This is a genomic window from Mycobacterium sp. 1081908.1 (assembly GCF_001673535.1).
In the GTDB taxonomy this organism is placed as follows: Bacteria; Actinomycetota; Actinomycetes; order Mycobacteriales; family Mycobacteriaceae; genus Mycobacterium.
Map to the genome: position 1 here is coordinate 25729 of NZ_LZLY01000021.1, position 25094 is coordinate 50822.

27 protein-coding genes and 1 tRNA gene are annotated in these 25094 nt (G+C 68.2%); 5 read left to right on the forward strand and 23 right to left on the reverse strand.

Annotated features, from left to right (window positions below):
• Positions 1-2: 2 nt before the first annotated feature.
• From atpA to argS, 18 genes are all read right to left on the reverse strand, one after another.
• Positions 3-1706: a F0F1 ATP synthase subunit alpha gene (gene atpA, locus A5655_RS03610; protein WP_067005657.1), complete on the reverse strand. Its 1704-nt coding sequence runs from the start codon at positions 1704-1706 to the stop codon at positions 3-5.
• A gap of 52 nt (positions 1707-1758) precedes the next feature.
• A complete protein-coding gene (locus tag A5655_RS03615; protein ID WP_067005659.1) occupies positions 1759-3099 on the reverse strand; it encodes a F0F1 ATP synthase subunit B/delta in 1341 nt (446 codons plus the stop codon).
• A 4-nt stretch (positions 3100-3103) separates the two neighbouring features.
• The gene (locus A5655_RS03620) at positions 3104-3622 is read right to left on the reverse strand and encodes a F0F1 ATP synthase subunit B (RefSeq protein ID WP_067005661.1); all 519 of its coding nucleotides are present in this window, start codon (positions 3620-3622) and stop codon (positions 3104-3106) included.
• Positions 3623-3631: 9 nt separating this feature from the next.
• Positions 3632-3877 carry a F0F1 ATP synthase subunit C gene (locus tag A5655_RS03625; RefSeq protein ID WP_066928722.1) on the reverse strand — a complete coding sequence of 82 codons (246 nt, stop codon included), beginning with the start codon at positions 3875-3877 and terminating at the stop codon, positions 3632-3634.
• A 47-nt stretch (positions 3878-3924) separates the two neighbouring features.
• Positions 3925-4680, reverse strand: a complete 756-nt coding sequence (atpB, locus tag A5655_RS03630; RefSeq protein WP_067005663.1) for a F0F1 ATP synthase subunit A — start codon at positions 4678-4680, stop codon at positions 3925-3927.
• Positions 4673-5140: an ATP synthase subunit I gene (locus tag A5655_RS03635; protein WP_067005665.1), complete on the reverse strand. Its 468-nt coding sequence runs from the start codon at positions 5138-5140 to the stop codon at positions 4673-4675. The genes atpB and A5655_RS03635 overlap by 8 nt, the downstream gene beginning before the upstream one ends.
• 225 nt (positions 5141-5365) lie before the next feature.
• Positions 5366-6559, reverse strand: coding sequence for a glycosyltransferase family 4 protein (locus tag A5655_RS03640; RefSeq protein WP_197508581.1), 1194 nt, complete (start codon positions 6557-6559; stop codon positions 5366-5368).
• A 56-nt stretch (positions 6560-6615) separates the two neighbouring features.
• On the reverse strand, positions 6616-7269 hold the full coding sequence (locus tag A5655_RS03645) for an L-threonylcarbamoyladenylate synthase (protein WP_067005668.1): 654 nt from the start codon (positions 7267-7269) through the stop codon (positions 6616-6618).
• Complete coding sequence (prmC, locus tag A5655_RS03650) at positions 7266-8108, reverse strand: peptide chain release factor N(5)-glutamine methyltransferase (RefSeq protein WP_067005670.1); 843 nt, start codon at positions 8106-8108, stop codon at positions 7266-7268. Before prmC ends, A5655_RS03645 begins: the two co-directional genes overlap by 4 nt.
• On the reverse strand, positions 8105-9178 hold the full coding sequence (gene prfA, locus A5655_RS03655; protein WP_067005672.1) for a peptide chain release factor 1: 1074 nt from the start codon (positions 9176-9178) through the stop codon (positions 8105-8107). Before prfA ends, prmC begins: the two co-directional genes overlap by 4 nt.
• 95 nt (positions 9179-9273) lie before the next feature.
• Entirely contained in the window at positions 9274-9516 is a 243-nt protein-coding gene (rpmE, locus tag A5655_RS03660; protein WP_066928738.1) for a 50S ribosomal protein L31, read from the reverse strand.
• Positions 9517-9659: 143 nt separating this feature from the next.
• The gene (gene fadD1 / locus A5655_RS03665; RefSeq protein ID WP_067005674.1) at positions 9660-11240 is read right to left on the reverse strand and encodes a fatty-acid--CoA ligase FadD1; all 1581 of its coding nucleotides are present in this window, start codon (positions 11238-11240) and stop codon (positions 9660-9662) included.
• A 12-nt stretch (positions 11241-11252) separates the two neighbouring features.
• A complete protein-coding gene (rho, locus tag A5655_RS03670; RefSeq protein ID WP_067005676.1) occupies positions 11253-13076 on the reverse strand; it encodes a transcription termination factor Rho in 1824 nt (607 codons plus the stop codon).
• Between the two features lie 261 nt (positions 13077-13337).
• Positions 13338-14285, reverse strand: a complete 948-nt coding sequence (gene thrB, locus A5655_RS03675; RefSeq protein WP_197508582.1) for a homoserine kinase — start codon at positions 14283-14285, stop codon at positions 13338-13340.
• A gap of 3 nt (positions 14286-14288) precedes the next feature.
• Positions 14289-15371 carry a threonine synthase gene (thrC, locus tag A5655_RS03680; protein WP_067005678.1) on the reverse strand — a complete coding sequence of 361 codons (1083 nt, stop codon included), beginning with the start codon at positions 15369-15371 and terminating at the stop codon, positions 14289-14291.
• Positions 15368-16693: a homoserine dehydrogenase gene (locus A5655_RS03685; RefSeq protein WP_067005680.1), complete on the reverse strand. Its 1326-nt coding sequence runs from the start codon at positions 16691-16693 to the stop codon at positions 15368-15370. The genes thrC and A5655_RS03685 overlap by 4 nt, the downstream gene beginning before the upstream one ends.
• Before the next feature lie 3 nt (positions 16694-16696).
• Positions 16697-18115 carry a diaminopimelate decarboxylase gene (gene lysA, locus A5655_RS03690; RefSeq protein WP_067005682.1) on the reverse strand — a complete coding sequence of 473 codons (1419 nt, stop codon included), beginning with the start codon at positions 18113-18115 and terminating at the stop codon, positions 16697-16699.
• Positions 18112-19764, reverse strand: a complete 1653-nt coding sequence (gene argS, locus A5655_RS03695) for an arginine--tRNA ligase (protein ID WP_067005684.1) — start codon at positions 19762-19764, stop codon at positions 18112-18114. Before argS ends, lysA begins: the two co-directional genes overlap by 4 nt.
• 114 nt (positions 19765-19878) lie before the next feature.
• On the opposite strand from argS, the gene A5655_RS03700 reads away from it, so the two are divergent.
• Positions 19879-19951, forward strand: a tRNA-Arg gene (locus A5655_RS03700).
• 119 nt (positions 19952-20070) lie between these two features.
• Complete coding sequence (locus A5655_RS03705; protein ID WP_067005685.1) at positions 20071-20298, forward strand: hypothetical protein; 228 nt, start codon at positions 20071-20073, stop codon at positions 20296-20298.
• 5 nt (positions 20299-20303) lie between these two features.
• On the opposite strand, the gene A5655_RS03710 is transcribed toward A5655_RS03705, so the two are convergent.
• The 3 genes from A5655_RS03710 to A5655_RS03720 form a co-directional block, all read right to left on the reverse strand.
• The gene (locus A5655_RS03710; RefSeq protein WP_067005687.1) at positions 20304-20735 is read right to left on the reverse strand and encodes an FHA domain-containing protein; all 432 of its coding nucleotides are present in this window, start codon (positions 20733-20735) and stop codon (positions 20304-20306) included.
• Between the two features lie 105 nt (positions 20736-20840).
• Positions 20841-21341 (reverse strand): nitroreductase family deazaflavin-dependent oxidoreductase, encoded by a 501-nt coding sequence (locus A5655_RS03715; RefSeq protein ID WP_067005779.1) that lies wholly within the window; start codon positions 21339-21341, stop codon positions 20841-20843.
• Positions 21342-21384: 43 nt separating this feature from the next.
• Complete coding sequence (locus tag A5655_RS03720; RefSeq protein WP_067005689.1) at positions 21385-21753, reverse strand: VOC family protein; 369 nt, start codon at positions 21751-21753, stop codon at positions 21385-21387.
• A 65-nt stretch (positions 21754-21818) separates the two neighbouring features.
• On the opposite strand from A5655_RS03720, the gene A5655_RS03725 reads away from it, so the two are divergent.
• Positions 21819-22277: a MarR family winged helix-turn-helix transcriptional regulator gene (locus tag A5655_RS03725; RefSeq protein ID WP_067005691.1), complete on the forward strand. Its 459-nt coding sequence runs from the start codon at positions 21819-21821 to the stop codon at positions 22275-22277.
• A 63-nt stretch (positions 22278-22340) separates the two neighbouring features.
• Positions 22341-22718: a DoxX family protein gene (locus A5655_RS03730; protein WP_067005693.1), complete on the forward strand. Its 378-nt coding sequence runs from the start codon at positions 22341-22343 to the stop codon at positions 22716-22718.
• Here the strand turns inward: A5655_RS03730 and A5655_RS03735 are convergent, their stop codons facing one another.
• Positions 22719-23261, reverse strand: a complete 543-nt coding sequence (locus tag A5655_RS03735) for a carboxymuconolactone decarboxylase family protein (protein ID WP_231999057.1) — start codon at positions 23259-23261, stop codon at positions 22719-22721.
• An 81-nt stretch (positions 23262-23342) separates the two neighbouring features.
• Between A5655_RS03735 and A5655_RS03740 the strand changes: the two genes are divergently transcribed.
• Positions 23343-24131 carry an SDR family NAD(P)-dependent oxidoreductase gene (locus tag A5655_RS03740; protein ID WP_067005696.1) on the forward strand — a complete coding sequence of 263 codons (789 nt, stop codon included), beginning with the start codon at positions 23343-23345 and terminating at the stop codon, positions 24129-24131.
• 128 nt (positions 24132-24259) lie between these two features.
• Here the strand turns inward: A5655_RS03740 and A5655_RS03745 are convergent, their stop codons facing one another.
• Complete coding sequence (locus tag A5655_RS03745; protein WP_067005698.1) at positions 24260-25072, reverse strand: SDR family NAD(P)-dependent oxidoreductase; 813 nt, start codon at positions 25070-25072, stop codon at positions 24260-24262.
• Between the last annotated feature and the right edge of the window lie 22 nt (positions 25073-25094).

The window sequence follows — 25094 nt, forward strand, 5'->3', positions numbered from 1 at the left end:
AACTACTTCTTGTCCTTACCGGAAACGTCAGCGGATTCCTTCTTGGAGCTCTTGGCGTCCTTCTTGTCCTTCGGCTTCTCCTTCTTGACTTGCACTGACTCCTTTTCCAGTTCCTCCTCGTCCATCGCCTCGACGTGCTCGTCGGGCACCACCGACCCGCCGTCGGAGGCCGCGAAGCCCTTCTTGAACTTGTTGATGATCTCGGTGAGCTCGTTCTCGCCCTCTTCGGAGAGCTTGCCGCTGTCGCGGACCCCGGCGAGGAATTTCTCTTCGGAAGCCCGCATGTGGTCCAGCAATTCGGTTTCGAACCGACGGACGTCCTCGACGGGCACCGAGTCCAGGTGGCCACCGGTGCCCAAGAAGATAGAGACCACCTGCTCCTCGACCGGCATGGGCTGGTACTGCCGCTGCTTGAGCAGTTCGACCAGCCGCTCGCCGCGCTCCAGCTGCGCCTTGGAGGTGGCGTCCAGGTCAGAGGCAAACGCAGCGAACGATTCCAGTTCGCGGTACTGCGACAGGTCCAGGCGCAACGAGCCCGCCACTTCCTTCATCGCCTTGATCTGCGCCGCGCCACCCACGCGGGACACCGAGACACCCACGTTGATGGCCGGGCGGACACCCTGGTTGAACAAGTCGGATTCCAGGAAGCACTGCCCGTCGGTGATGGAGATGACGTTGGTAGGGATGTAGGCCGAGATGTCGTTGGCCTTGGTCTCGATGATCGGCAGGCCGGTCAGCGAGCCGCCGCCCAGGTCGTCGGAGAGCTTGGCGCAGCGCTCCAGCAGCCGCGAGTGCAGGTAGAAAACGTCGCCGGGGTACGCCTCGCGGCCCGGCGGGCGGCGCAGCAGCAATGAGATCGCGCGGTAGGCCTCGGCTTGCTTGCTGAGGTCGTCGAAGACGATCAGCACGTGCTTGCCGTCATACATCCAGTGCTGGGCGATCGCCGAACCGGTGTACGGCGCAAGCCATTTGAAGCCGGCGGAGTCGGATGCCGGCGCCGCGACGATGGTGGTGTAGTCCATCGCGCCGCCCTCGTCGAGGGCCTGGCGCACGGCGGCGATCGTGGTGCCCTTCTGACCGATGGCCACGTACACGCAGCGCACCTGCTTGCGTTCGTCGCCGGATTCCCAGTTCTGCCGCTGGTTGAGGATCGTGTCGACGCAGACCGCGGTCTTGCCGGTCTTGCGGTCGCCGATGATCAGCTGCCGCTGACCGCGGCCGATCGGGGTCATGGCATCGATGGCCTTGATCCCGGTCTGCAGCGGCTCGCTCACGCCCTGGCGCTGCACCACCGACGGCGCCTGGATTTCCAGTGCGCGCCGGATGTCGGTCTCGATGTCTCCGCCGCCGTCGATCGGCTCGCCCAGCGGGTTGACGACCCGGCCCAGGAACGCGTCGCCGACGGGCACTGACAACACCTCGCCGGTGCGCTTAACCTGTTGGCCTTCTTCGATTTTCTCGAAATCACCCAAGATGACCGCGCCGATGTCGTGCTCATCGAGGTTGAGCGCGACGCCGAGGACCCCGCCCGGGAACTCGAGCAGTTCCTGGGTCATCACGGAGGGCAGGCCTTCGACGTGCGCGATGCCGTCCCCGGCCCCGATGACGGTGCCGACTTCCTCGCGAGAGGTGTCGGACGTGAAGGAGCCTACGTACTCCTCGATCGCGCTCTGGATGTCGTCAGCGGAGATTGTCAACTCTGCCATGGCTTTTCGTCTTCCTACTTGATCTTCGTTCGCGTCGGTTAAAGATGGTGTGTCAGTCGGGCAGCTGGGCGTGGGCGGCGGCCAGGCGAGCGGAGAGCGTCCCGTCGATCACCTCGTCGGCCACCGCGATCAGCAGCCCGCCCAACAATTCCGGGTTGGTCTGCAGCTGCAGGGTCACCGGATGGTTGTAGATGCGGCTGAGGACCTCGATCAAGCGGGTCCGCTGGTCGTCGCTGAGTTCGGCCGCGGCGCTGACCTGCGCGACGATCTCGCCGCGGCGCGCCACCGCCACTTTCGCCAGGAACTTCACGGCCACCTCGGCCGGCTCGCCCCTCAGCAGCTCGACGGTCTGGCTCAGCAGTGCCAACGCGATCGGGTTGACCCGGCCGCTCGCGTTCTGGAGCACCTTGCGCAGCAAGCCGATCCGGCCCTCGGCGGGAGTCCCAAAGTCGCCCAACAGGATGGCGAGCCGCGGTTGCGCGTCAAGAACGCGAGAGAACCGGAACAATTGGTCCTCGACCTCGTCGACCTTGTCTTCGCGTTCGGCGACTTCGAGCAACGCTTGACGCGAGATGTGTTCGATGGCGTCGACCAAGTCGGAGTTGGCCGACCAGCGCTCGGAAACCGCCGCCCGCAGCACGTCGAGCGTCGCGTCGCCCACCTTCTCGGACACCAGGCGCTCGATCAGCCGGACCCGCGGCGCCGCGTCCTCGGCGGGCACGGTGAGGTACCGGGTGACGACGATTTCGCCGTCCAGCATCTTGGCGACCGCCACCAGCTCGCTGGAGAGGGTGGAAAGCGCTTTGTTGTCCAGGTTTTTGGCGATGGTGCCGAACCGGTCCGAGAGGTTTCCCATCGCGTGCCGGCTGGCCGACCGCATCTTGGTCAGCAGCGGGTAGGCGACCTCGGCGGGCGCGGGCGCCATGGCCTCGAGGTCATTCAGGAACCGATCCACGGTCGACGACCGCTGCTCGGGGTCGGCGACGTAGCTGCGCACCAATTCCTCTGCCTGGCGCACGGATTCGTGTCCGAGTTCCAGGCGAAGCTGGCGGGTCAGCTGGGTCCGCAGCAACTCGGCCTGGCGCGTGCCCTGCGCTTTGACGCGCTCGGCCTCGACTTGGGCCTGGGCCCGCATCTGCTCGGCGATGCGTTCCGAGTCCGCCCGAGCCTCTTCGACGATTTGCTCCGCTTCTTCTTTGGCGGCATCCACGGCGTTTTCGTGCGCGGTCTTCGACTCGGTCAGCCGGTCGGCGGCCGCGGCCGAATCGGCCAGCTGCTGGCGCACCAGCTCCTGCCGCGCGGTCATCATCTTGCGCACCGGCGGCACGGCGTAGCGCCAGACGATCAACACGATGAGGGCGAACCCACCCAACTGCCCGAAAAAAGTCGACATCTCTTTACCTTGTCGCGGCGGAGGTCGTGACGTCGACGCCGAGGATCCGACTGGCCAGGGTCGCCGACATGGTTCCGACATTGGCCCGCAGATCCAGTTCCACGGCGTCCCGCTCCCGTTTCAATTGCTCGGCGGCCATCTGCAGCGTCGACGTCACCTGTTGCTCGGCACCGGCGCGCGCGTCTTCGACGGCCTTACGCCCCTCCGACCGGGCGTTGTCGCGGAAGGAGGACGCCTGCATGCGGGCCTCCTTCATGGCTTCTTCGTAATCGGCCCGCGCCGCCTCGAATTGCTCGGCCGACTTCTTGTTGTCGGCGGCGGTCTTGGCGACCATGGCGTCCCGCTCGCGCAACACCTTCATGATCGGCGGCACCACGAAGGTGCCGATGATGGCGAGCACGATGAGGAAGATGGCCAGCACGAAGAAAAATGTGCCGTTGGGGACGAGGAAGTTACTCCCCCCCTTGCCTCCCTCGGCTACCACCTGGCCGGCGGCAAGCACCACGGGGTTCGGGTCACCCATCACAGCGAACTACGTGACGGGCGTGGCGAATACGAACAACGCCATGAACGCCAGGTTGATGAAGTAGGCCGCCTCAACCAGACCGACGGTGATGAAGAACGGCGTGAACAGCCGGCCCTGCGCCTCGGGTTGCCGGGCGATGCCGGAAACCAGCGCGTTACCGGCGATACCGTCACCGATACCGGCACCGATTGCGCCGCCACCCATGATGATTCCACCGCCGATGAGGGCACCGGCAGCGATAGTGGGGTCCATACTTTCCTCCTTATATCCAGCTTTATCGGTTGGCTTATCTGGCTGGGCTAGTCATGGTGGTCCTCCAGCTCCATGGCCTGGCTGAAGTACAAGATCGTCAGGATCGAGAAGATGAAGGCCTGGATCGCCCCGACGAACAGGTCGAACGATTTCCAGATCGCGTTGGGCGCCCACATGATGTAGGGCGGGAACATCGCGATCAGCGCCACCAGGATGCCCCCGGCGAAGATGTTGCCAAAGAGTCGGAGCGACAACGAGATCGGCTTCGCCAATTCTTCGACCAGGTTGATCGGCGCCAGGAACGCCACGTGACCCTTGAGCACCTTGAGCGGGTGCCCGATGATGCCGCGGCGCCAGATGCCGGCCACGTGGTAACAGACGAACACGAACAAGGCCAGCGCCAGAACGTAATTGATGTCCGCCGCCGCCGACTTGAGCAACTCGGTGGTGTGCCCGGATTTGTCCGTGTATTGCAGCGGCAGGACCGACAGCCAGTTGGAGATCAGGATGAAGACGAAGATGGTCACGGCCAGCGGCAGCACGAACGGGGCGATCCGCATCCCGATGGCGCTCTCGATCTGGTTGCGCATCTGGATGGTGAGCGCCTCCCAAAAGAGTTGAACCCCATTGGGAACGCCGCTCGAGGTGATCTTGGCGCGCAGGAAGAAGGCCAGGGCGATCACGATGACGCCGGCGATCGCGGTGGACAGCACGGTGTCGGTGTTGACGGTCAAACCCAGCCACGTCGCGGTGGTGTGCTCGCCGACCTCGATTTGGGAACCGGCCAGGATCGTTTCAGTCATCGCTGGTGCTCCTTCCGTCCGACCCGTCCGGGCCCAGGGATGCGGCCGGCTCGCCCGTACGCAGCTTCTTGTAGACCGGCACCGCGGTCGACACGACCAGCAGCACCTGGAAGAGCGCCAGCCCGAACATCGCGCCCAAGCCGTTGGGCCGGAAAACGTAAGCAATGATCAACGCGATAACGGTGATGATCGCCAGCCGGGTTGCCGAATTGAGCGCCATCGAGCTTTTCAGCGGATGCTCTTTCGCGGTGATCGACGCGACCGAACGCCGCACCAGCAATGCGTTGAGCAAACCCAGTAGCAACCCGACACCGAAGAACACGCCGAGCATGAGGTGACCCGAGAATCCGGCGGCGAGCATCGCCAGCGCGGTGACCGCGACGCTGATCGCCAATAGCCGAACCGGGCGGAAAGCAACAGAGGGGAACACCAACGGCGCGTCCTGCGCTGGTGTCGTCACCGCAGCACCTCAATCCCAGGTAGTAGAGCGGGAAACCCTCGACCGACCGATCGGTGGCCCGCCGAGCGTATCGCACGTCACTCTGGAATCACCCAAGGGGTAGCTCCCTATGTCGGTCGTGAAGCGGCGCGGTCGGACAAGCGTCCGAAGGGCCGGCTGGCCGGCAACCCTCAAGGTTTCTTTTTGGGGTTCTACCTGCACCGTACCATACGAAAGACGCGACTACTACTGAGTGTCGTAGTCCCCGTCGGCGTAGTCGTCGCGGCGGCGCAGGAGCGGGATCGCCGTTGCCACACCGGCGACCACGATCGCCCCCAGCATCACCGCGCCGGTGTCGCGCGGGTTGAAAAAGATTGTGCTCGCGGCGCCGAACGCGACGATGCCCACCCATAAATAGATGAGCAGCACCACGCGGCGATGCGAATGGCCGATCTGCAGCAACCGGTGATGAAGGTGCATTTTGTCCGGGCTGAATGCGCTGCGGCCCGCGCGGGTGCGGCGCACGATCGCCAGTAAAAGGTCGAGCATCGGCACGAAAATGACCGCCGCCACCAGCAGGAACGGGGACAGCAGAGCAAACACGTCGCGGGCGCCGTAGGCGTTCTGCGAAACCGGGCCGGCCGCCGTCGTCGCGGCCGCGGAGATCATCAGACCGATCAGCATCGAGCCGGAATCGCCCATGAAGATCTTGGCGCGGTGGAAGTTGTGCGGCAGAAAGCCCAGGCAGGCCCCCGCCAACACCACCGAGATGACCGCGGGCGGATAGAACAGCACGTCGCCGCCGTGATCGCGCAACAGGCCGACCGAGAACAGGCAGATCGCCATCGCCATGATGAGCCCCAGCCCCGCGGCCAGTCCGTCGAGCCCGTCGACGAAGTTCATCGCGTTGACGACCGACACCGTCAGCGCCAACGTGAGCAGGATCGAGGACGCCTGGTCCAGCACGATCGTGCCGACGCCGCCGATCGGGATGTACAGCACGCTCCAGGCCACGCCCATGGTGACCAGCACGCTGGCCGCGGTGATCTGGCCGGCGAACTTGGTCAGGGCGTCCAGGCCCCAGCGGTCGTCGATCAAGCCGATGCCCACGATCACCGCGGCGGCCACCAGGACGGCGGGCATGCCGGTCGAGTAGACGAAGCCGCGGGTGAGCGCCGGCAGCTGCCATGCCAGGAAGACGGCCGAGATCACGCCGAGGAACATCGCCAGCCCGCCCATGCGAGGGGTGGGAGTGACGTGCACGTCGCGCTCCCGCGGGTAGGCGACCGCGCCCAGCCGGGTCGCCAGCACGCGCACCGGTCCGGTCGCGAAGTACGTGACGATCGCGGCGGTCAGCCCGACCACCGCGAGCTCGCGCAGGGGGACGCCGGTGCCGCGATCGGACAGGGCGAGCAGACCACCGGCAAGGCTGGACACCAACGAAACCGTACTGCACCGGGCTGAGACGGGATTGGCCGCGCTCGCGCTAGCTCGGACTAGGCGGTGAGGCTTGCGGGGTCCGTGCCGAGCACGTCGGCGATCCGCTCGGCGCTCACCGGGCCGGCCCGCAGGATGCGCGGGGTGTCCCCGGTCAGGTCGACGATCGTGGAGGCGGCCTGCTGCTGCGAGGGACCCGCGTCGAGATAGACGTCCACCAGATCGCCGAGCTGGTCGCGGGCCTCGCCGGCCCGCACGGCGGGCGGCCGGCCGGAGACATTGGCGCTGGACACCGCCATGGGCCCCACCTCCCGCAGCAACTCGATGGCGACCGGGTGCAGCGGCATCCGCAGCATCACCGTGCCGCGGGCGTCGCCGAGGTCCCAATGCAGCGACGGCGCCTGCGTGACCACCAGGCTCAGCGCGCCCGGCCAGAAGGCGCGGATCAGGTCCCGCGCCCCGTCGGGCATCGTGTAGACCAGGCCCTCGATGGTGTGCCAGGAGCCGACCAGCACGCCCACCGGCATGTCCCGGCCCCGTCCCTTCGCCGCGAGCAGCGCGGCGACCGCCGTGCTGTCGAAGGCGTCGGCGCCGATGCCGTACACGGTGTCCGTCGGCAGCACGACCAGCCTGCCGTTCTTGACCGCGCCCGCCGCCGAGGCGATTCCGACCGAACGCTGGTCCGGGTCGGAGCAGTCGAACACCGTCGTCACTGCTCCCCCTTCCGGGCGGTCACGAACCTCGGCCGGCCGGCCAGGTCCCGCCGGGCCTCGATAGTCTCGAAAAGCCCGGTGGCTTCGATCAATTCGACGGTTCGCGACGACGTGGTGTCGTCGTGCTCGACGGCGAACAGGCCGCCCGGGCGCAGCCAGCGGGGGGCGAGTCGGACGATTGCGGCGATGACCGCCATCCCGTCCGGCCCGCCGAACACCGCGTGCGGCGGATCGTGTTGGGCCACTTCGGCTTCCACCGCGTGGTCGTCGGGAACGTAGGGCGGGTTGGCGACCACCAGGTCGACAACTCCGTCGAGCTCGGGCAGCAGCCCGGCCGCGGTGACGTCGGCGCGCACGAGTTCCACCGCGGTGCCCGCGGCGTTGCGGCGCGCGTAGCCGAGGGCCGCCTCGGAGTCATCAACGCCGATCACCCGCGCGGCGGGCCGGTGCCGGGCCAGCGCCACCGCCAGAGCGCCGGATCCCGTGCACAGGTCGACCATCACGTGCCGCGCCGGGAGTCGTTGCGCCATGGCCCATTCCAGCATGGCCTCGGTCTCCGGACGCGGGATGAACACGCCGGGGCCGACCTGCAGCGTCACCGGCCCGAACGCCGCCGTCCCGGTGAGATGCTGCAACGGCACCCGCTGCGAGCGGGCCGCCACGATCTCGCGGTAACGCCCGAAGAACTCGTCGCCCGGTGACTCGAGCAACCTCAGCCGTCCGCGTTCGGTGCCGGCCAGGTGGGCGGCCAGCTCCTCGGCGTCATAACGCGCGGAATCTATCCCGGCCGCGGCGAGCTGCGCCGTAGCGGAGTCGATCGCGCGCCGCAGGACCGTCATGCCTGTTGGAGCCTCGATTGCTTGTCGGCCGCGCTCAGCGCGTCGAACAACGCGTCGAGGTCGCCATCGAGCACCTGGTCGAGATTGTGCGCCTTGAAACCGATCCGGTGGTCGGTGATCCGGTTCTCCGGGAAGTTGTAGGTGCGGATCCGTTCGCTGCGATCCACGGTGCGGACCTGGCTGGCCCGGTCGGCCGAGGCGTCGGCCAGCGCCTTCTCCTCGGCGAGGGCCTGCAGCCGAGCGGCCAGCACCTGCATGGCGCGGGCCTTGTTCTGCAGCTGCGACCGTTCGTTCTGACAGGTGACGACGATGCCGGTGGGCAGGTGCGTGATCCGCACCGCGGAGTCGGTGGTGTTGACGCCCTGCCCGCCCTTGCCGGACGAGCGGTACACGTCGATGCGCAGATCGGACTCGTCGATCTGCACCTCGCCGACTTCCTCCGGTTCGGGATAGACCAGCACGCCCGCCGCCGAAGTGTGAACGCGGCCTTGGGATTCCGTCACCGGAACCCGTTGCACCCGGTGCACCCCGCCCTCGAACTTCATCCGCGACCACACGCCGTCGGCCGAGTCGCCCTTGCTGGTGATGCTCAGCGTCGCGTCCTTGTAACCGCCGAGATCCGAGTTGGTTTCGTCGAGCACCGTGACGTTCCAGCCGTGCCGCTCGGCGTAGCGGATGTACATCCGGGCCAGGTCGGCGGCGAACAACGCCGATTCCTCGCCGCCCTCACCGGATTTGACCTCGAGCACGATGTCGTCGGCGTCGTGGGGGTCGCGCGGCGCCAGCATGTCGGTGAGTTGGGTGTCCAGTTCGGCCACCTTGGACTCGAGTTCGGTCACCTCGCCGGCGAACGACTCGTCGTCGACGGCCAGCTCGCGCGCGGTCTCGAGGTCGCCGCGCGCGGCCTCCAGCTTGCGGTATGTGCCGACGATCGGGGCCAATCGGGCGAATCGGCGTCCCGCCTTGCGCGCCTCGTCGGGGTTGCTGTGCAATTCGGGGTCCGCCAGCCGCTTCTCCAGCTCGGCGTGTTCGGCGAGCAGCACGTCGATGGTCTGTACCGGTTTCGTCATGCTGGCCTCCTCTCTGAAACGCGACCGACTGCCCCGAACGCGAACCGACGCCCGGCCCTGTGCAGGCTCGCACAGTTCGGGCGTCGGTAAGCCAGCTATTTGTCGGTCGACTCGGCCGAGTCGGCCGCGGCCTTGCGCTTGCCGTAGCGCTTCTCGAAGCGGGCCACCCGGCCGCCGCTGTCGAGGATCTTCTGCTTGCCGGTGTAGAAGGGGTGGCACTGCGAGCAGACCTCGACGTGTATCTGCCCGCCGGGCTTGGTGCTGCGGGTGGTGAAGGTGTTCCCGCACCCGCAATGCACGGTGGTCTCGCCGTACGCGGGATGAATGTCAGCTTTCATGATGTCCTCTTCGATCGTTTGCCGCCCGGACCGGGCGCGAACTCCGGGAACCTGATCAGGTCCTGGGGTAGTCGACCGTCGATTATGCCAGGTCAATCTACATCAGCCCAAACAGCGAGCTGGTCGCCCGCATTCCCGGCCGCTCAGGGCCGGGACATTTCGCGGTAGACGCGGCTTTTTGCCTCGCGGGTCCACAGCGCGCCGGGGCCGGGCGTCGGGCCCAGCGCGGTGAGCTCGCGTTTGAGGATCTTGTTGGTCGCCGTGATCGGCAGGCGGTCGGCGAGCCAGACGCGGCGCGGCCACGCCTTGGGCGACAGGTCGGGCTGGTCGGCCAGGAACCGGCCGAATTCCTCGGGCGTCAGCTCCGCGCTGTCGGCCAGCACGATCGCCGCCATCACCTGGTCGCCGACGTATTCGTCGGGCACCGCGTACACCGCGACGTGGTTGACCGGCGCCAACCGCTGCAAGATGCGCTCGATGGGCGCCGTGGTCATGTTCTCCCCGTCGACGCGCAACCACTCGCCGCTGCGCCCGGCGAAGTAGATCCACCCGTCGGCGTCGCGGTAGGCGAGGTCGCCGGACCAGAACATGCCGTGCCGCAGGCGCGCGTCGGTTGCCTGCGGGTCGTTGTAGTAGCCGGCGAACAGCCCCGCTCCGGTCGTGTTGACCAGCTCCCCGATCGCCTCGTCGGCGTTGGTCAGGGCGCCTTCGTGGAAGGTGGCGGGCGGGCACTCCGCCAAGGTGTCGGGGTTGTAGACGGCGACCCCGGGAAAGCCCCGGCCCAGCGACCCCGGCGGGCAGCCGTCTTCGCGGGTGATGACGATCGCCGCCTCGGTGGAGCCGAACCCGTCCCACACCGTGCAGTCGAACCGCCGGCTGAACTCGGCGATGTCGCGATCGCTCGCCTCGTTGCCGACCGCCACCCGCAGCGGGTTGTCGCGGTCGTCCGGTCGCGCCGGCGTGGCCAGCACGAAGGCCAGCGGCTTGCCGACGTAGTTCATGAAGGTGGCCCCGTAGCGGCGCAGGTCTCCCAGCACCCCGGACGCCGAGAACGTCGCGGGGACCATTGCCGCGCCCGCCCCCACGGCCACGCTCCACCCGGCGAAGAGCGTGTTGGCGTGGAACAGGGGCATCGACAGGTAACAGACCTCAGACGCGTCGAGGCCGAACCGCCCGATCAGCGTCGCGCCGGCGAACAGCACGCTGAGGTGGGTCACCTGCACGGCCTTCGGGTCGCCGCTGGTGCCCGAGGTGAACAGCATCATGAAGGTGTCGGTCGGCGCGACCTCGCGATGCGGCGTCAGCGGTCCGGCGTCGGCCAGCAGCGCCCGCCACGGGGCGGCGGACACGTCGAAGACCTGCACGCCGGGCAGGTCGAGGCCGTCCAGCAGCCCCTGGTGCGCCGGATCGGTGAGCACGATCTGGCAGTCGGCGCGGGCGATGTCGCGCGCCAGTGCGGCGCCGCGGCGGGTGTCGTTGATGCCGCACAGCACGAAGCCGCCGAGCGCCGCCGACGCCATGGCCGTGAGCATCTCGGGCGTGTTGCCCAGCAGGGCGCCCACGTGCAGCGGACGGTCCGGGTCGGCGAGCCGGATGACGGCGGCCGCGGTGGTGGCGGCGTCGGTCAGGTGCTCACGCCAGGTCCAGACGCGGTCGCCGTACTTCAGTGCCGGCGTGTCCTGCTCCAAGCGCTGCCGAAGCAGTTGCTGCAGCGTCTCCGCCACGGCGCGGGTGGGTTAGTCGTTGTCCATCGACCCGGGGGTCGTCTTGGACACCTGCACCAGGAACTCGTAGTTGGTCTTCGTCTTGCGCAGCTGCGACATCAGCAGGTCGATGGCCTGGTGGGGGTCCAGACCCGACAGCACGCGGCGCAGCTTGTGCACGATGCCGAACTCGTCGGGCGAGAGCAGCAGCTCGTCCTTGCGGGTGCCGGACGGGTTCACGTCGACCGCGGGGAAGACCCGGCGTTCGGAGATCTTGCGGTCCAGCTTGAGCTCGGCGTTACCGGTGCCCTTGAACTCCTCGAAGATGACCGTGTCACCGGTGGACCCGGTCTCGACCATCGCGGTGGCGATGATGGTCAGCGACCCGCCCTCCTCGATGTTGCGGGCGGCGCCGAGGAAGCGCTTCGGCGGGTACAGCGCGGTGGAGTCGACACCACCGGACAGGATCCGGCCCGACGCGGGCGACGCGTTGTTGTAGGCGCGGCCGAGCCGGGTGATCGAGTCGAGCAGCACCACGACGTCCTTGCCCTGCTCGACGAGCCGCTTGGCGCGTTCGATGGCCAGCTCGGCGACCGAGGTGTGGTCCGACGGCGGCCGGTCGAACGTCGAGGCGATGACCTCGCCCTTGACCGAGCGCGTCATGTCGGTGACCTCCTCGGGCCGCTCGTCGACGAGGACGACCATGAGGTGGCATTCCGGGTTGTTCTTGGTGATCGCGTTGGCGATGTCCTGCAGGATGGTCGTCTTACCCGCCTTGGGCGGCGACACGATCAGCGCGCGCTGGCCCTTGCCGATCGGCATGATCAGGTCGATGACCCGCGTGGTCAGCCGGTCCGGCGTGGTCTCCAGGCGCAGCCGCTGGTTGGGGTACAACGGCGTCAACTTGGAGAAATCGGGCCGCTTCTTGGCCTCTTCGACCGAGCCGCCGTTGACGCTGTCCAGGCGCACCAGCGGGTTGAACTTCTGCCGCTGGTTGGGCTGCTCGCCGTCCCGGGGCACCCGAACCGCGCCGGTCACCGCGTCTCCGCGGCGCAGGCCGTTCTTGCGCACCATGTTCATGGAGACGTAGACGTCGTGCGGGCCGGCCAGGTAGCCGGAGGTGCGCACGAACGCGTAATTGTCGAGCACGTCAAGGATTCCGGCGACGGGCTGGACGACGTCGTCCTCGCGGAGCTCGGTGTCGGCCCCCTCGCCCGACCGTTCGCCACGGCGCCGGCGGTCGCGGTCGCGGAACCGGCGTCCCCGCCGGCCCTGACGGCCTTCGCCGTCGTCGTCCTGCTGGTTCGAGCCGCCGCCGCGATTCTGCTGGCCGCCCTGGTCGCCGCCGCGCTCGTCGGTTTTGGTGTCCTGCTGGCGGTCTTGGCGCTTGTCGGTTTCGCGAGCGGCCCCGCCCTTTTGGGCGTCGACGTCGTCGCGGTCCCGCTCCTCGGCCGGTGATCCCGCTTCGCGGGCGGCACCGCGTCGTTCGCGGCGCGGCGCCTCGCCGGTGGAACCGTTCTGTTCCCCTTGCGCGGCCGGCGCTTCGGCCGCGGCATCGGCGGTGGCCGTGTCGGATTGGTCGGATTTGCCGCTGTCCGCCGGGGCGGCGGGTGCCGATGTCCCGTTGGCCTGTCCCCTGATTTCCTTTATCGCGGCGATCAGTTCGTTCTTGCGCATCCCGGACGTGCCCTTGACGCCGGCCTGGGTGGCCAGCGCACGCAGCTCGGGCAGCACCATGGTGGACAGGGAGCCGGCCGAGGCGTTGGTTTTGACGTCGGGTGTGTCTGTGGTCACGGCGTCCGAAGCGTGATTGCTATCGGTGTTTTCCCCAGCCGTGAATAGGTCCGTATCTGTCACGGAGTTCCTTTCTTCCCCCGCTGATCAGGTCATACGGGGGTTCGTTGCATTCAGCCAATTTGCCGAGTGCGCCCAATCATCGTCTCTGCAACGGTGATCGCCCGGATCGGCGGAGAAGACGGCGAACCTCGTTCACGAGAAGAATTGGTGTTGTCCTAGCGGCAAGGCAGTTGCAGATGCAGATGCTGCGATTGCTGGACGGCTCCGAGGATAACCTGCATCACGGTCGGAAGCAAGCAAACCCTCCGGCCACGCCGTGGATTAACCGGCGACGGTGACGCCCGGGCTCCAGCGAACTCCTTCGCCGGCGGACATCTTGGTGACGGCAAATCCGTGGGTGGCGCCATGCTCCAACGCCTCTGTGGGTAACTCCGGTTCCGTGCTCAGTGCGATCAGGGAGGGTCCGGCCCCAGAAAGCGTCGCCGCGACGTTATGACGCCGCAGCAGCCGCAAATATTCCGCCGATGCCCGCATCGCGGGGGCACGCTGGGGTTGGTGCAGCAGGTCTTCGGTGGCCGGCATCAGCAGGTCGGGGCGCTCGGTGAGCGCGACCACCAGCAACGCGGCCCGGCTGACGTTGAAGCTGGCCTCGTCGTGGCCGACCAGGCTGGGCAGCAGCACCCGGGTCTCGGCGGTCAGCGAGCGCTCCTCGGGAATCGCGCAGAACAGGTGGATGTCCGGGTGCAGCCGCAGTGGCACCGCCGCGTACCGGGGCCGCTCACCGGCGCTGTCGGTCCAGGAGACCACCGCGCCGCCCAGCACCGCGGCCGCGGCGTTGTCGGGGTGGCCCTCGAATTCCGAGCACAGCTGGATCAGCTGGTCAACGCTCAGCGGGGTCGAATTTGTCTGCGCGACAAGCCCGTTCACGGCCGCCAGCCCCCCGACGACGGCCGCCGCCGACGAGCCCAGGCCGCGGGAGTGCGGGATGGCGTTGCGACAGCGCACCACCAGGCCGGGCGCGCCGACGCCCGCGGCGTCCAGCCCGCGCCGCACCGCGCGCACCACCAGGTGTTCGGCGTCGAGCGGCACCTGGTCGGCGCCCTCGCCCTCGACTTCCACCTGCAGGCCGGAATCTATTGTCTCCACGACGATCTCGTCGCGCAGGTCCAGCGCCAGGCCGATGCTGTCGAAGCCGGGGCCGAGGTTTGCGCTGGAGGCCGACACCACGGCGCTGGCCACCAGCCCGGCGGGCAGCATCTGGGCATTCATGTCTTACGCGAGGCCCAGTTGTTCGACGACGAGGACGGGATCGACCGGCAACGGGGACACGGTCGGCATGTCCTTCAGCGCGGTGTCGGGATCCTTGAGGCCATTGCCGGTCACGGTGCAGACCACCGTCGACCCGCGCTCCACCCAGCCGTCGCCGACGGCCTTGAGTAGCCCCGCGATGCTGGCGGCGGACGCCGGCTCGACGAAGACGCCTTCGGAGGCGGCCACGAGATGGTATGCCGCCAGGATCTCCTCGTCCGTGACGGCCAGGAACCGGCCGTTGGACTGTTGTTGCGCCGCGACGGCGGCCGTCCACGACGCCGGGGCGCCGATGCGGATCGCGGTGGCGATGGTCTCCGGGTGGCGGACCGGTTCGCCGTGCACCAGGGGCGCGGCGCCGGCGGCCTGGGCGCCGAGCATGCGGGGCAGCCTGTCGATCACGCCCTCGTGGTGATACTCGGTGTAGCCCTTCCAGTACGCGGTGATGTTGCCGGCGTTGCCGACCGGGAGCGCGTGCACGTCGGGCGCGGCGCCCAGCGCGTCGACGATCTCGAATGCGGCCGTCTTCTGGCCCTCGATGCGCACCGGGTTCACGGAGTTCACCAGCGAGATCGTCGGGAAGTCCGCGGCCATCTTGCGGGCGAGTTCCAGGCAGTCGTCGAAATTGCCGTCGATCTGGATGATCTTGGCGCCGTGCATGACCGCCTGCGCCAGCTTGCCCATCGCGATCTTGCCCTGCGGTATCAGCACCGCGCAGGTGATGCCGGCGCGCGCGGCGTAGGCCGCCGCCGAGGCCGAGGTGTTGCCGGTCGATGCGCACAGCACCGCCCGCTGGCCGCGGGCCAGGGCGTCGGTGACCGCCATCGTCATGCCCCGGTCCTTGAAGGAGCCGGTGGGATTGAGACCTTCGACCTTGAGATGGACCGTGCAGCCGGTCTTTTCCGAGAGCCGGGTCGCGGCGATCAGCGGGGTGCCACCCTCGAGGAGGGTGACCGGGGTCCAGTCGTCGCCGACCGGCAACCGGTCGCGGTAGGCCGCGATCACTCCCGGCCAGGGTTGGTGCGTGGCCGTACGGGGGATGCTCACAGGCCGTTTCCTTCCAGTCGCAGCACGCTCGTCACGCCCTGCACGACGTCCAAATCGGCCAGCGCGCCGACGGTTTCGGAGAGCGCGGCGTCGGTGGCGGTGTGGGTGACGACCACGACGCGGGCCCCGATCCGCCGGCCGCCCTCGTCGACCATGCCTTCCTGGCGGACCTCGGCGATGCTCACCTCGCGTTTGGCGAATTCCGTTGCCACCGAGGCCAACACGCCGGGCTCGTCGGCGACGTTCATGCTGACGTAGTAGCGGGTGGGGATGAGACCCATTGGGGCGATGGGCAGTTGGGCGTACCGGGACTCCTTGGGTCCGCGGCTGCCCAGCACCCGGTTGCGGGCGGCCATCACCAGGTCGCCGGTGACCGCCGACGCGGTGGGCGCGCCGCCGGCGCCCTGGCCGTAGAACATCAGCCGCCCCGAGGCCGCGGCCTCCACGACCACCGCGTTGAACGCCCCGCTGACCGTGGCCAGCGGATGCGACAACGGCACCAGCGCGGGGTAGACGCGGGCCGAAACCCGTTGCTGGCCGTCGTCTCCCGTGACGCGCTCGCAGATGGACAGCAGCTTGATGGTGCAGCCCAGCGCCCGCGCGGACGCGAAGTCGGCCGGGGTGATCTTGGTGATGCCCTCGCGATAGACGTCGTCGGCGTGCACCCGGGTGTGGAACGCGATGGACGCGAGGATGGCGGCCTTGGCCGCGGCGTCGTAGCCCTCGACGTCGGCGGTGGGATCTGCCTCGGCGTAGCCCAGCGCGCTGGCGTCGGCCAGGGCGCTGTCGTAGTCGGCGCCGGTGCTGTCCATCTCGGACAGGATGTAGTTCGTGGTGCCGTTGACGATGCCGGCCACCCGCAGCACGGTGTCACCGGCCAGCGATTGGGTGAGCGGGCGGATGACGGGGATCGCCCCCGCGACCGCGGCCTCGAAATACAGGTCGACGTGGGCATTTTCGGCCGCCTGGGCCAGCTCCCCGGTGGAGATGGACAGCAGGGCCTTGTTGGCCGTGACGACGGACTTGCCGTGTTCGAGCGCGGACAGGATCGCCGTGCGGGCGGGCTCGACGGGCCCCATCAGCTCGACGACGATGTCGACGTCCGCGCGGGACACCAGCTCTTCGATGTTGTCGGTCAGCAGCCCGACGGGGACGCCGCGGTCGGCGGCGACGCGACGCACCCCGACGCCGCGCAGCACCAGCGGGGCACCGACGCGGGCCGCCAGGTCCGCGGCGCTGTCCTCGATGATGCGGACGACTTCGCTGCCGACGTTGCCCAACCCGAGTACCGCTACGCCGACGGGCTTTTCGTCACCGGGCACGGGTCACCTCACTTCCAGACTCAAGAGATCGTCGACCGTCTCGCGGCGCAGCACCAGGCGGGCGCGCCCGCCGCGCACGGCCACCACCGCGGGCCGGCCGATCATGTTGTAGCGGCTCGACAGCGAATAGCAGTAGGCGCCGGTGGCGGCGACCCCGAGCAGGTCGCCCGGCTGCAGATCCCCCGGGACCCAGGTGTCGCGGACGACGATGTCGCCCGTCTCGCAGTGCTTTCCGACGATGCGGGCCAGCTCCGCGGGAGCGTCGCTGACCCGCGAGACCAGCCGGGCGTCGTACTGCGCGTCGTAGAGCGCGGTCCGGATGTTGTCGCTCATGCCGCCGTCGACGCTGACGTAGCGCCGGTGCGCGGTCGCGCTCACGTCGACGTCCTTGACGGTGCCGACCTCGTAGAGGGTGATGGTGCCGGGCCCGACGATGGCGCGGCCCGGCTCGACGACCAGCCTGGGGGTGGGCAGCCCCACGGCGGCCGACTCGCTGCGCACGATGGCGTTGAGGCTGTCGGCCAGCTCCGCGATCGGCGGCGGATCGTCGGGCGCCAGGTACGAGATGCCAAAGCCGCCACCGAGATCGACCGTCGACAGCTGGGCGGTCTTGTCGACGCCGAACTCGTCGACGATCTCGTGCAGCAGCCCGATCACGCGGTGGGCGGCGATCTCGAAGCCGGCGACGTCGAAGATCTGCGAGCCGATGTGGCTGTGCAGCCCGACCAGCCGCAGGTGATCGGTGTCGAACACGCGGCGCACCGCCGCCATCGCCGCGCCGCTGGCCACCGACAGCCCGAACTTCTGGTCCTCGTGGGCGGTGGAGATGAACTCGTGGGTGTGCGCCTCGACCCCGACGGTCAGTCGCACCAGCACGTCCTGGACGATGCCCGCCTCGCCCGCGATGGCGTCCAGGCGCTCGATTTCGATCATCGAGTCCAGGACGATGTGGCCCACGCCGGCCTTGACCGCGGCGGTCAATTCCGCGACGGATTTGTTGTTGCCGTGCAACGTGATCCGCTCCGGCGGGAAGTCCGCGTGCAGCGCGACGGCCAGTTCCCCGCCGGTGCACACGTCCAGCGAGAGGCCCTCTTCGTTGATCCAGCGCGCTATTTCGGTGCACAGGAACGCCTTGGCGGCGTAATGCACGTTGTGGCCGCCGCCGAACGCCGTCGCCAGGTCGTGGCAGCGGGAGCGGAAGTCGTCCTCGTCGATGACGAACAACGGGGTCCCGTACTCCTGGGCGAGGTCGGTGACCGCGACCCCGCCGACGACGGCGGCCCCGTGTTCGTCACGAGTTGTGCTGCGCGGCCACACGTTCGGCGCCAGCCGCAGCAGCTCCTCGGGGGATTGCGGCCGCGGCGGGCTTTCGGCGTGACGCGCCTCGTCGGCGTGCCGGGGACCGGCGGGGTGGACGTTCACATTCGCTCCGGTGCGGTGACGCCGAGGATGGTCAGGCCGTTGGCGATGACCTGGCGGGCGGCCTGGCACAGCGCCAGCCGTGCGGTGTGCAGGTCGGTGGGCTGCTCGTCGCCCTGCGGCAGGACGCGGCACGAGTCGTAGAACCGGTGGTAGTCGCCGGCGAGGTCCTCCAGGTAGCGGCAGATCCGGTGCGGCTCCCGTAGCGCGGCGGCGGTTTTCACCACTCGCGGAAACTCGCCGATGCTGCGCAGCAGCGCGCCCTCTTTGTCGTGGCTGAGCAGCTCGAGGTGTGTCGTGTCGGGGACCAGGCCGAGCTCGGCGGCGTTGCGGGCCAGCGCCGACAGCCGCGCGTGCGCGTATTGCACGTAATAGACCGGGTTTTCGTTGGACGCCGAGGACCACAGCGCCAGGTCGATGTCGATCGGGGTGTCCACCGAGGAGCGGATCAGGCTGTAGCGCGCGGCGTCGACGCCGATGGCCTCGACCAGGTCGTCGAGCGTCAGCACCGTCCCGGCCCGCTTGCTCATCCGGACCGGCTGGCCGTCGCGGACCAGGTTGACCAGCTGGCCGATGAGCACCTCGACGGTGGCCGGGTCCTCGCCGAACGCGGCGGCCACCGCCTTCAGCCGCGCGATGTAGCCGTGGTGGTCGGCCCCGAGCATGTAGATGCACAGGTCGAAACCGCGTTGCCGCTTGTCCAGGTAGTAGGCGATGTCGCCCGCGATGTAAGCCGGCTTGCCGTCGCTCTTGATCACGACGCGGTCCTTGTCGTCACCGAAAGCGCTGGTGCGCAACCAGGTTGCGCCGTCCTTCTCGTAGACGTTGCCGGTGCCGCGGAGCCGGGCGATGGCCTGCTCGACCCGGCCGCTGGTGTGCATCGAGTCTTCGTGGGTGTACACGTCGAAGTCGGTGCCGAACTCGTGCAGCGACTCCTTGATGTGGGTGAACATCAGGTCGACGCCGATTTCGCGGAAAGTCTCGTGCATTTCGGGCTCGGGCAGGCTCAGCGCGTCGGGCGCCTTCGCCAGCACCTGCGCGGCGATGTCATTGATGTAGGCGCCCGCGTAGCCGTCCTGGGGCGTCGGCTCGCCCTTGGCCGCCGCGATCAACGAGTTCGCGAACCGGTCGATCTGCGCGCCGTGGTCGTTGAAGTAGTACTCGCGCACCACGTCGGCGCCCTGGGTGGACAGCAACCGGCCCAGCGCGTCGCCGACCGCGGCCCACCGGGTGCCGCCGATGTGGATCGGCCCCGTCGGGTTGGCCGAGACGAATTCCAGGTTGACCTTCCGCCCGGCCAGGTCGTCGGAGTACCCGAACTCGTCGCCGGCGTCGATGACGTTGGTGACGACCACCGCCTGCGCCGACGCCTCGAGGCGCATGTTGATGAAGCCCGGCCCGGCCACCTCCGCCTGCGCGATGCCGTCGGCGTCGGCCAGCTTTTCGGCGAGCCATCCGGCCAGCTCACGCGGGTTGGCGCCGACCTTCTTGGCCAGCTGCAGCGCCAGGTTGCTGGCGTAGTCACCGTGATCGGGATTACGCGGCCGTTCGACGGTGACCGTCGCCGGCAACGCGGCAGCGTCCAGCCCGCGCTCGGCAAGCACCGCGGCGGCGGTGACTTTGAGCAGCTCAGCCAGGTCGGCGGGGGTCACGAGCGTCCATCCTATTGGCTCCGGTGCTCTCCCCCCGAATCGTCGCCGTGACGAAGCAGCGACCAGGATGCGCTAGTCTAGCGGGGCCCATTGGCGCTACGTCTATATCGGTGCGCCCCCGTAGCTCAGGGGATAGAGCGTCTGCCTCCGGAGCAGAAGGCCGCAGGTTCGAATCCTGCCGGGGGCACTCACATTCACGCAGTTCAACGGGGAATTCACCCCCATGCCAATGTCGCACCGGCTACGCTGTGTGCCTGGCGATGAGGAGGCTAGGTTGACCAGACGCGAAGCGCAGGCGCCGACCTGATGTTGTCGCTGTTCATCGCCGTGATCGGCCTCGTCTTCCTCGCGTTCGCGCCGGCCCGCTATACCGGCATGATCTTCGTGCTCACCCTGCTCGTCACCTTCGGGATCACCGCGTTCGACATGAGCACCCACCAACCCACCAGCACCGACGTCACCGGCTTCGCGCTGGCGCTCATGCTGGGCGGCCCCGCCCTGCTCGTCCGAAGCGAGCGGGGAATGAAGGGCTGACTCGGCTATCCGGTCAGGAAGACCAGCCGGAATTTACCGATCTGCACTTCGTCGTTGTTGGCCAGCACTGTGGAGTCCACCGCCTGCCGGTTGACGTAGGTGCCGTTGAGGCTCCCGACGTCGGCGACGGCCCAGCTGCCGTCCTCGTCGAGCCGAAACTCCGCGTGACGGCGGCTCACGGTGACGTCGTCGAGAAGAATGTCGCTGTCGGGATGGCGCCCCGCCGACGTAACGGGTCGATCGAGCAAGAATCGGGAGCCGGCGTTCGGGCCGCGCTTGACGATCAGCAGCGCGGATCCGCTCGGCAGCCGTTCGACGGTTTGCGCCTCGGTGGCGGTCGAACCGTCATCCGGCTCGTCGAGGAACTGAGTGCCGTAATCCGCGGTCGTCTCCCCCACCGCTTCGGTGAGGTGTTGGTCGTCGTCGCCGCGGTTCATGTGTTGCTCCCACCGCCAGTGGACGGGTTCCTTATACGGACCTCCGGCATGATCAGATGCCCGCCAGCCCACGAGAAATACCCACCTTCCGGCGGTCTTATGCCCTCACGTCCGGCTGAGGATGAACGCCTCGATGTGGCGGTCGCCCGCCCGCCGTTCGTACTTGCGCCAGCCGGGGTACATCTTGACCCCTTTCGCCCAGATCTCGTCCCGCTCCGCGGGCGTGGCGAGCCGGGCGGTGGCCTGCCAGGTGTCGCGCCCGATCGACACCGTGGCCGACGGGTTGGCCTTGAGGTTGTAGTACCAGGCCGGGTGCTTTTCGCCGCCCCAGTTGGACGCGATCAGCCCCACGCCATCGGGGTGCGGAATTCCATACACCGCGACGCTCCGAGGCTGCCCGGACTTCGCGCCGGTGGTGGTGAGCAAGACCGCGGGGACCCCGGTCGCGATCAAGGCGAAGCTGCTTCGACCGCCGGTGAGCTTGGCGACGAGCCGGTCCAGGTGGTGTGCCGTCGGGCGCATAAACGCCGCCCCCACCTTCGTGGCGGCGAAGGTGCGCATCATTCGATGAAATGCGTTGGTCTCGTCGAAGGATCGGTCGGACATGGCGTCATTCTCGCGCAACGGTATTCGCCGTTCCAGTGGCAAATCAGGCGCGGTCGTGGAGAGTGACCTGGTAGCCGTCGGGGTCGGCGAAGGTGAACGTCCGCCCGAAGGGGCCGTCGATCGGTGCGGAGACGATGGTGTGACCGTCGGCGACGAGAGCGTCGTGAATGGCCTGAACGTCTGTGGCATGGAGCCAGATCGCGGCACCGATGCCGGGCTGTGCGACGGATCCGAGATCGGTGCCGGGAACGACGTCGCGCAGTGCGAACGCGATCGGCTTCGTCTGGAAGACGACGGCGTGCGGAGGCCCGGCCTGCGAGCGGACCAGTCCGAGGTACTGCTCGTAGAACGCCTGCGAAGCGTCGAGGTCGCGCGCCTGCAGCGAGATGAAATCGGGGCCGGTGGCGGGCATGACGGTGCTCCTTTCCTCCTCATGTCAGTTTTCTGACACATAGCAATCTATGTCAGAATGCTGACATGAGTCAAGATGGCGCCGGTGTCGACCTGGAGACGTCACTGGGCTACCTGCTGAAAGAAGCGTCGAGCGTCCTTCGCGCCGCGATGGAAGAGGTGCTGCGCCCACTCGGTCTGAGCGTCACGCAGTACTCCTGCCTAGAGCTGCTGGCTCAACGCCCGGGCCTGTCGAACTCCGAGCTCGCCCGGGGCGCGTTCGTGACACGGCAGTCGATGAATGTGGTGCTCCAGGGTCTGGAACGAGACGGCTACGTGACCAGGCCCGCGGAGGCACCCGTCGGCAAGGTTCTTCCCACGCGGCTCACCCCTCGCGGCCGACGGAGCCTGGAGAAGGCGACCGTAGCCGTCCGATCCGTCGAGCTACGAATGCTGACCGGCATGACCGATGCCGAGCAGTCCAACGCTTTCCGGATCCTGCAGCGCATGATCCATTCCCTGCGCGACGGCAACGACGGCGCATAGCCGGTTCTCGGGCCAGACCCCGACACCCTTGCGGCGGACGGCGCGGGATTGAATGATCGCGAGATGAACCAGGCGCTGTGGATCGTTGCGATCGTCCTCGCGGTCGCATTCGTCGGGAGCGGGCTGTTGAAACTGGTTCGCACCAAGGACCAATTGGTGGGCTCGGGGTTCGGGTGGGCGGAGGACTACAGCCCGTCGGCGATCCGGCTCATCGGGGTCGCCGAGATCCTCGGCGCGATCGGGCTGATCGTGCCGGCCCTGGTGCACATCGCGCCAATCCTGGTGCCGCTGGCCGCGGTTGGGCTCGCGGCGGTGATGATCGGCGCCGCCGTGGTGCACGCCCGGCGCAAGGAGACACCGTTTGTCGCGATGAACGCGGTGCTGCTGGCGCTCGCCGTCTTCGTCGCGTGGGGCCGCTTCGGACCCTATCCGCTCACCTAGTCACTCAGGCTTGGTGCTGTCGACCTGATCCTGGGTGTATTCGATGACGGGCGGCGACTCGCCGTAGACGTCGAGGGTGTGGATGAAGCGGTGCACGCCCATCACCCCGGCGCAAGTGAACCCCAGCTCGATGATCTGCGCGGCGGTGAAGTGCTCCCCCAGCCGCTTGTAGAACTCGTCGTCCATGGCGTGATGGTCGGACGAAAGCAAGTCGAGGAACTCGACGGCCATCTGCTCCTGCGGGGTGAGGTCGCCATGACCCGGGGCGAGCAGGCAGGCGACGTCCTCGTCGGTGATCGAGTCGTGCTTGCGCGACTGACTGCAGGGTTCGCACTCGCCGAGTTGGGCGCTGCGGATGCGCAGCAGCTCCAGGATGCGGCCGCCGAGCAGCGTGCCGGCACCCAGGTGGTGTCTGGCCATGTCGACCTGTTCGAGTTGTGCGCTGCGATACGCGAATATCTGCAGCGGCACCGGGGTCGCGTAGAGACCCGCGGCGACACCGGCCTCCACGATCTCGCGGGAGCGCGAGCTCAGCTCTTCCATTGGGATTGGCGCAATACGCGGCATAAATCAGGCTAACTTTCTTGTGCGAGGCCGAAAAGCCCCGATGGTTGGGAGAACTCGATGTCCAGACTTGCCGACAAGGTCGCGATAGTCACCGGCGGTGCGGGCGGAATCGGTGCGGCGACGGCGCACGAATTGGCCCGCGAGGGCGCCGCCGTCGCCGTGGTCGACGTCGACGAGGCGAGGGCCGCCGGGGTCGCCGACGAGATCCGTCGCATGGGGGCCCGCGCGATCGCGCTCGGCGCGGATCTCGCGCGGGAGGCGACGGCGCGAGACGTGGTGGAATCGACGGTGGCGGAGTTCGGCCGCGTCGACGTGCTGCACAACAACGCTGCCCTGACCGCCAGCGACTTCCTGTCGCGGGACACCACGGTCACCGAAATGTCGCCGGACGTGTGGCAGCGATCCCTGGAGGTCAACCTCGGCAGCCAGCTGCTGATGTGCAAGTACGTGGTCCCCGAAATGCGAAGGGGCGGAGGGGGTTCCATTGTCAACATGTCGTCGGGGGCCGCGCTGAAAGGCGACCGCACCCGCCTGGCCTACGGCGTCTCGAAGGCCGGGGTGCACACCCTGACGATGTACGTCGCGACCAGCGAGGGCAAGGCCGGCGTGCGGGCCAACACGATCGTGCCCGGGCTGATCGTCACCGACGCCGTTCGCGGGCACCTGTCCGAGGAGATCATCGGCCGCCTCGGCCGGGCCACGCTGACGCCGTACCTCGGGGAGCCGCGCGACGTCGCCGATCTCGTCGTGTTCCTGGCTTCGGACGCGTCGCGCTACATCACCGGGCAGATGATCGCGATCGACGGCGGGATGTCCGCTCACGTCGGCCTCGACACCGGCGACTGATGTTGTGCGTCGTGAGTTCGGTTCTCGCCGAGATCGACGCTGGCGCGAAAAAGTGCGAGTGGCCGCCGCGCTAGCGTCGATCTCGCTGTCGGAAGCGCCCGATTGGCGCCCTTGTGGCCGCGCCACGCTCAGCCGCTCGTCGGACCGAGCGCGTACGCGCCGGTCTCCGGATGGTGATACCAGCCGCTGGCGGCGTGGGTGCCGCCGTCGACGTGGATCGTTTGACCGGTGATGTAGCTGGACATCTCGGATGCGAGAAAGACTGCCGCACCGGCCATTTCGTCGACATGGCCGGCCCGCCCCATCGGCACCGTCAGGCCGAATCGCTGTTCGGAGCCGGGCGGCGCGATCTCCCGGATGCCTTCGGTCATGGTGATGTCGGGCGCCAGCGCGTTGACCCGGATGCCGTGCGGGGCCAGCTCGAGCGCGGCGGTCTTGGTGTAGTTGATGACGCCGGCCTTGGCCGCCGCGTACGTCGCGTAGCCGGGCGCGGCGCGCACGCCCTCGATCGAGGTGACGCTGATGACGCTGCCGGGCAGCTTCTGTTCGACGAGGACGCGCGCCACCCGCTGCGTGCACAGGTAGACGTGGCGCAGGTTCGACTTGTACAGCGCGTCCCAACCGTTCTCGCTGGTGTCGAGGATCCCCGACCAGAACACCCCGCCGGCGTTGTTGACCAGGATCGTCACCGTCCCAAGCTCGGCGGAGGTCTGCGCCAGCGCGGCGTCCACCGCGGCGCTGTCCCGCACGTCGACGGTGAGACCCAGCGCGCCGATCTCGTCGGCGGCCGAGGCGCATGAGTCGGGGTTGCGTTCCCAGATCGCGACACGGGCGCCGAAGGCCTTCAGCCCCGCCGCGATGCCGCGGCCGATGCCCGCGCCGCCGCCCGTGACGACCGCGACGCGGTCGGTCAGAAGCACGCTGGACGGATCGAGTGTCATGACGATGACTATAGAATATCTC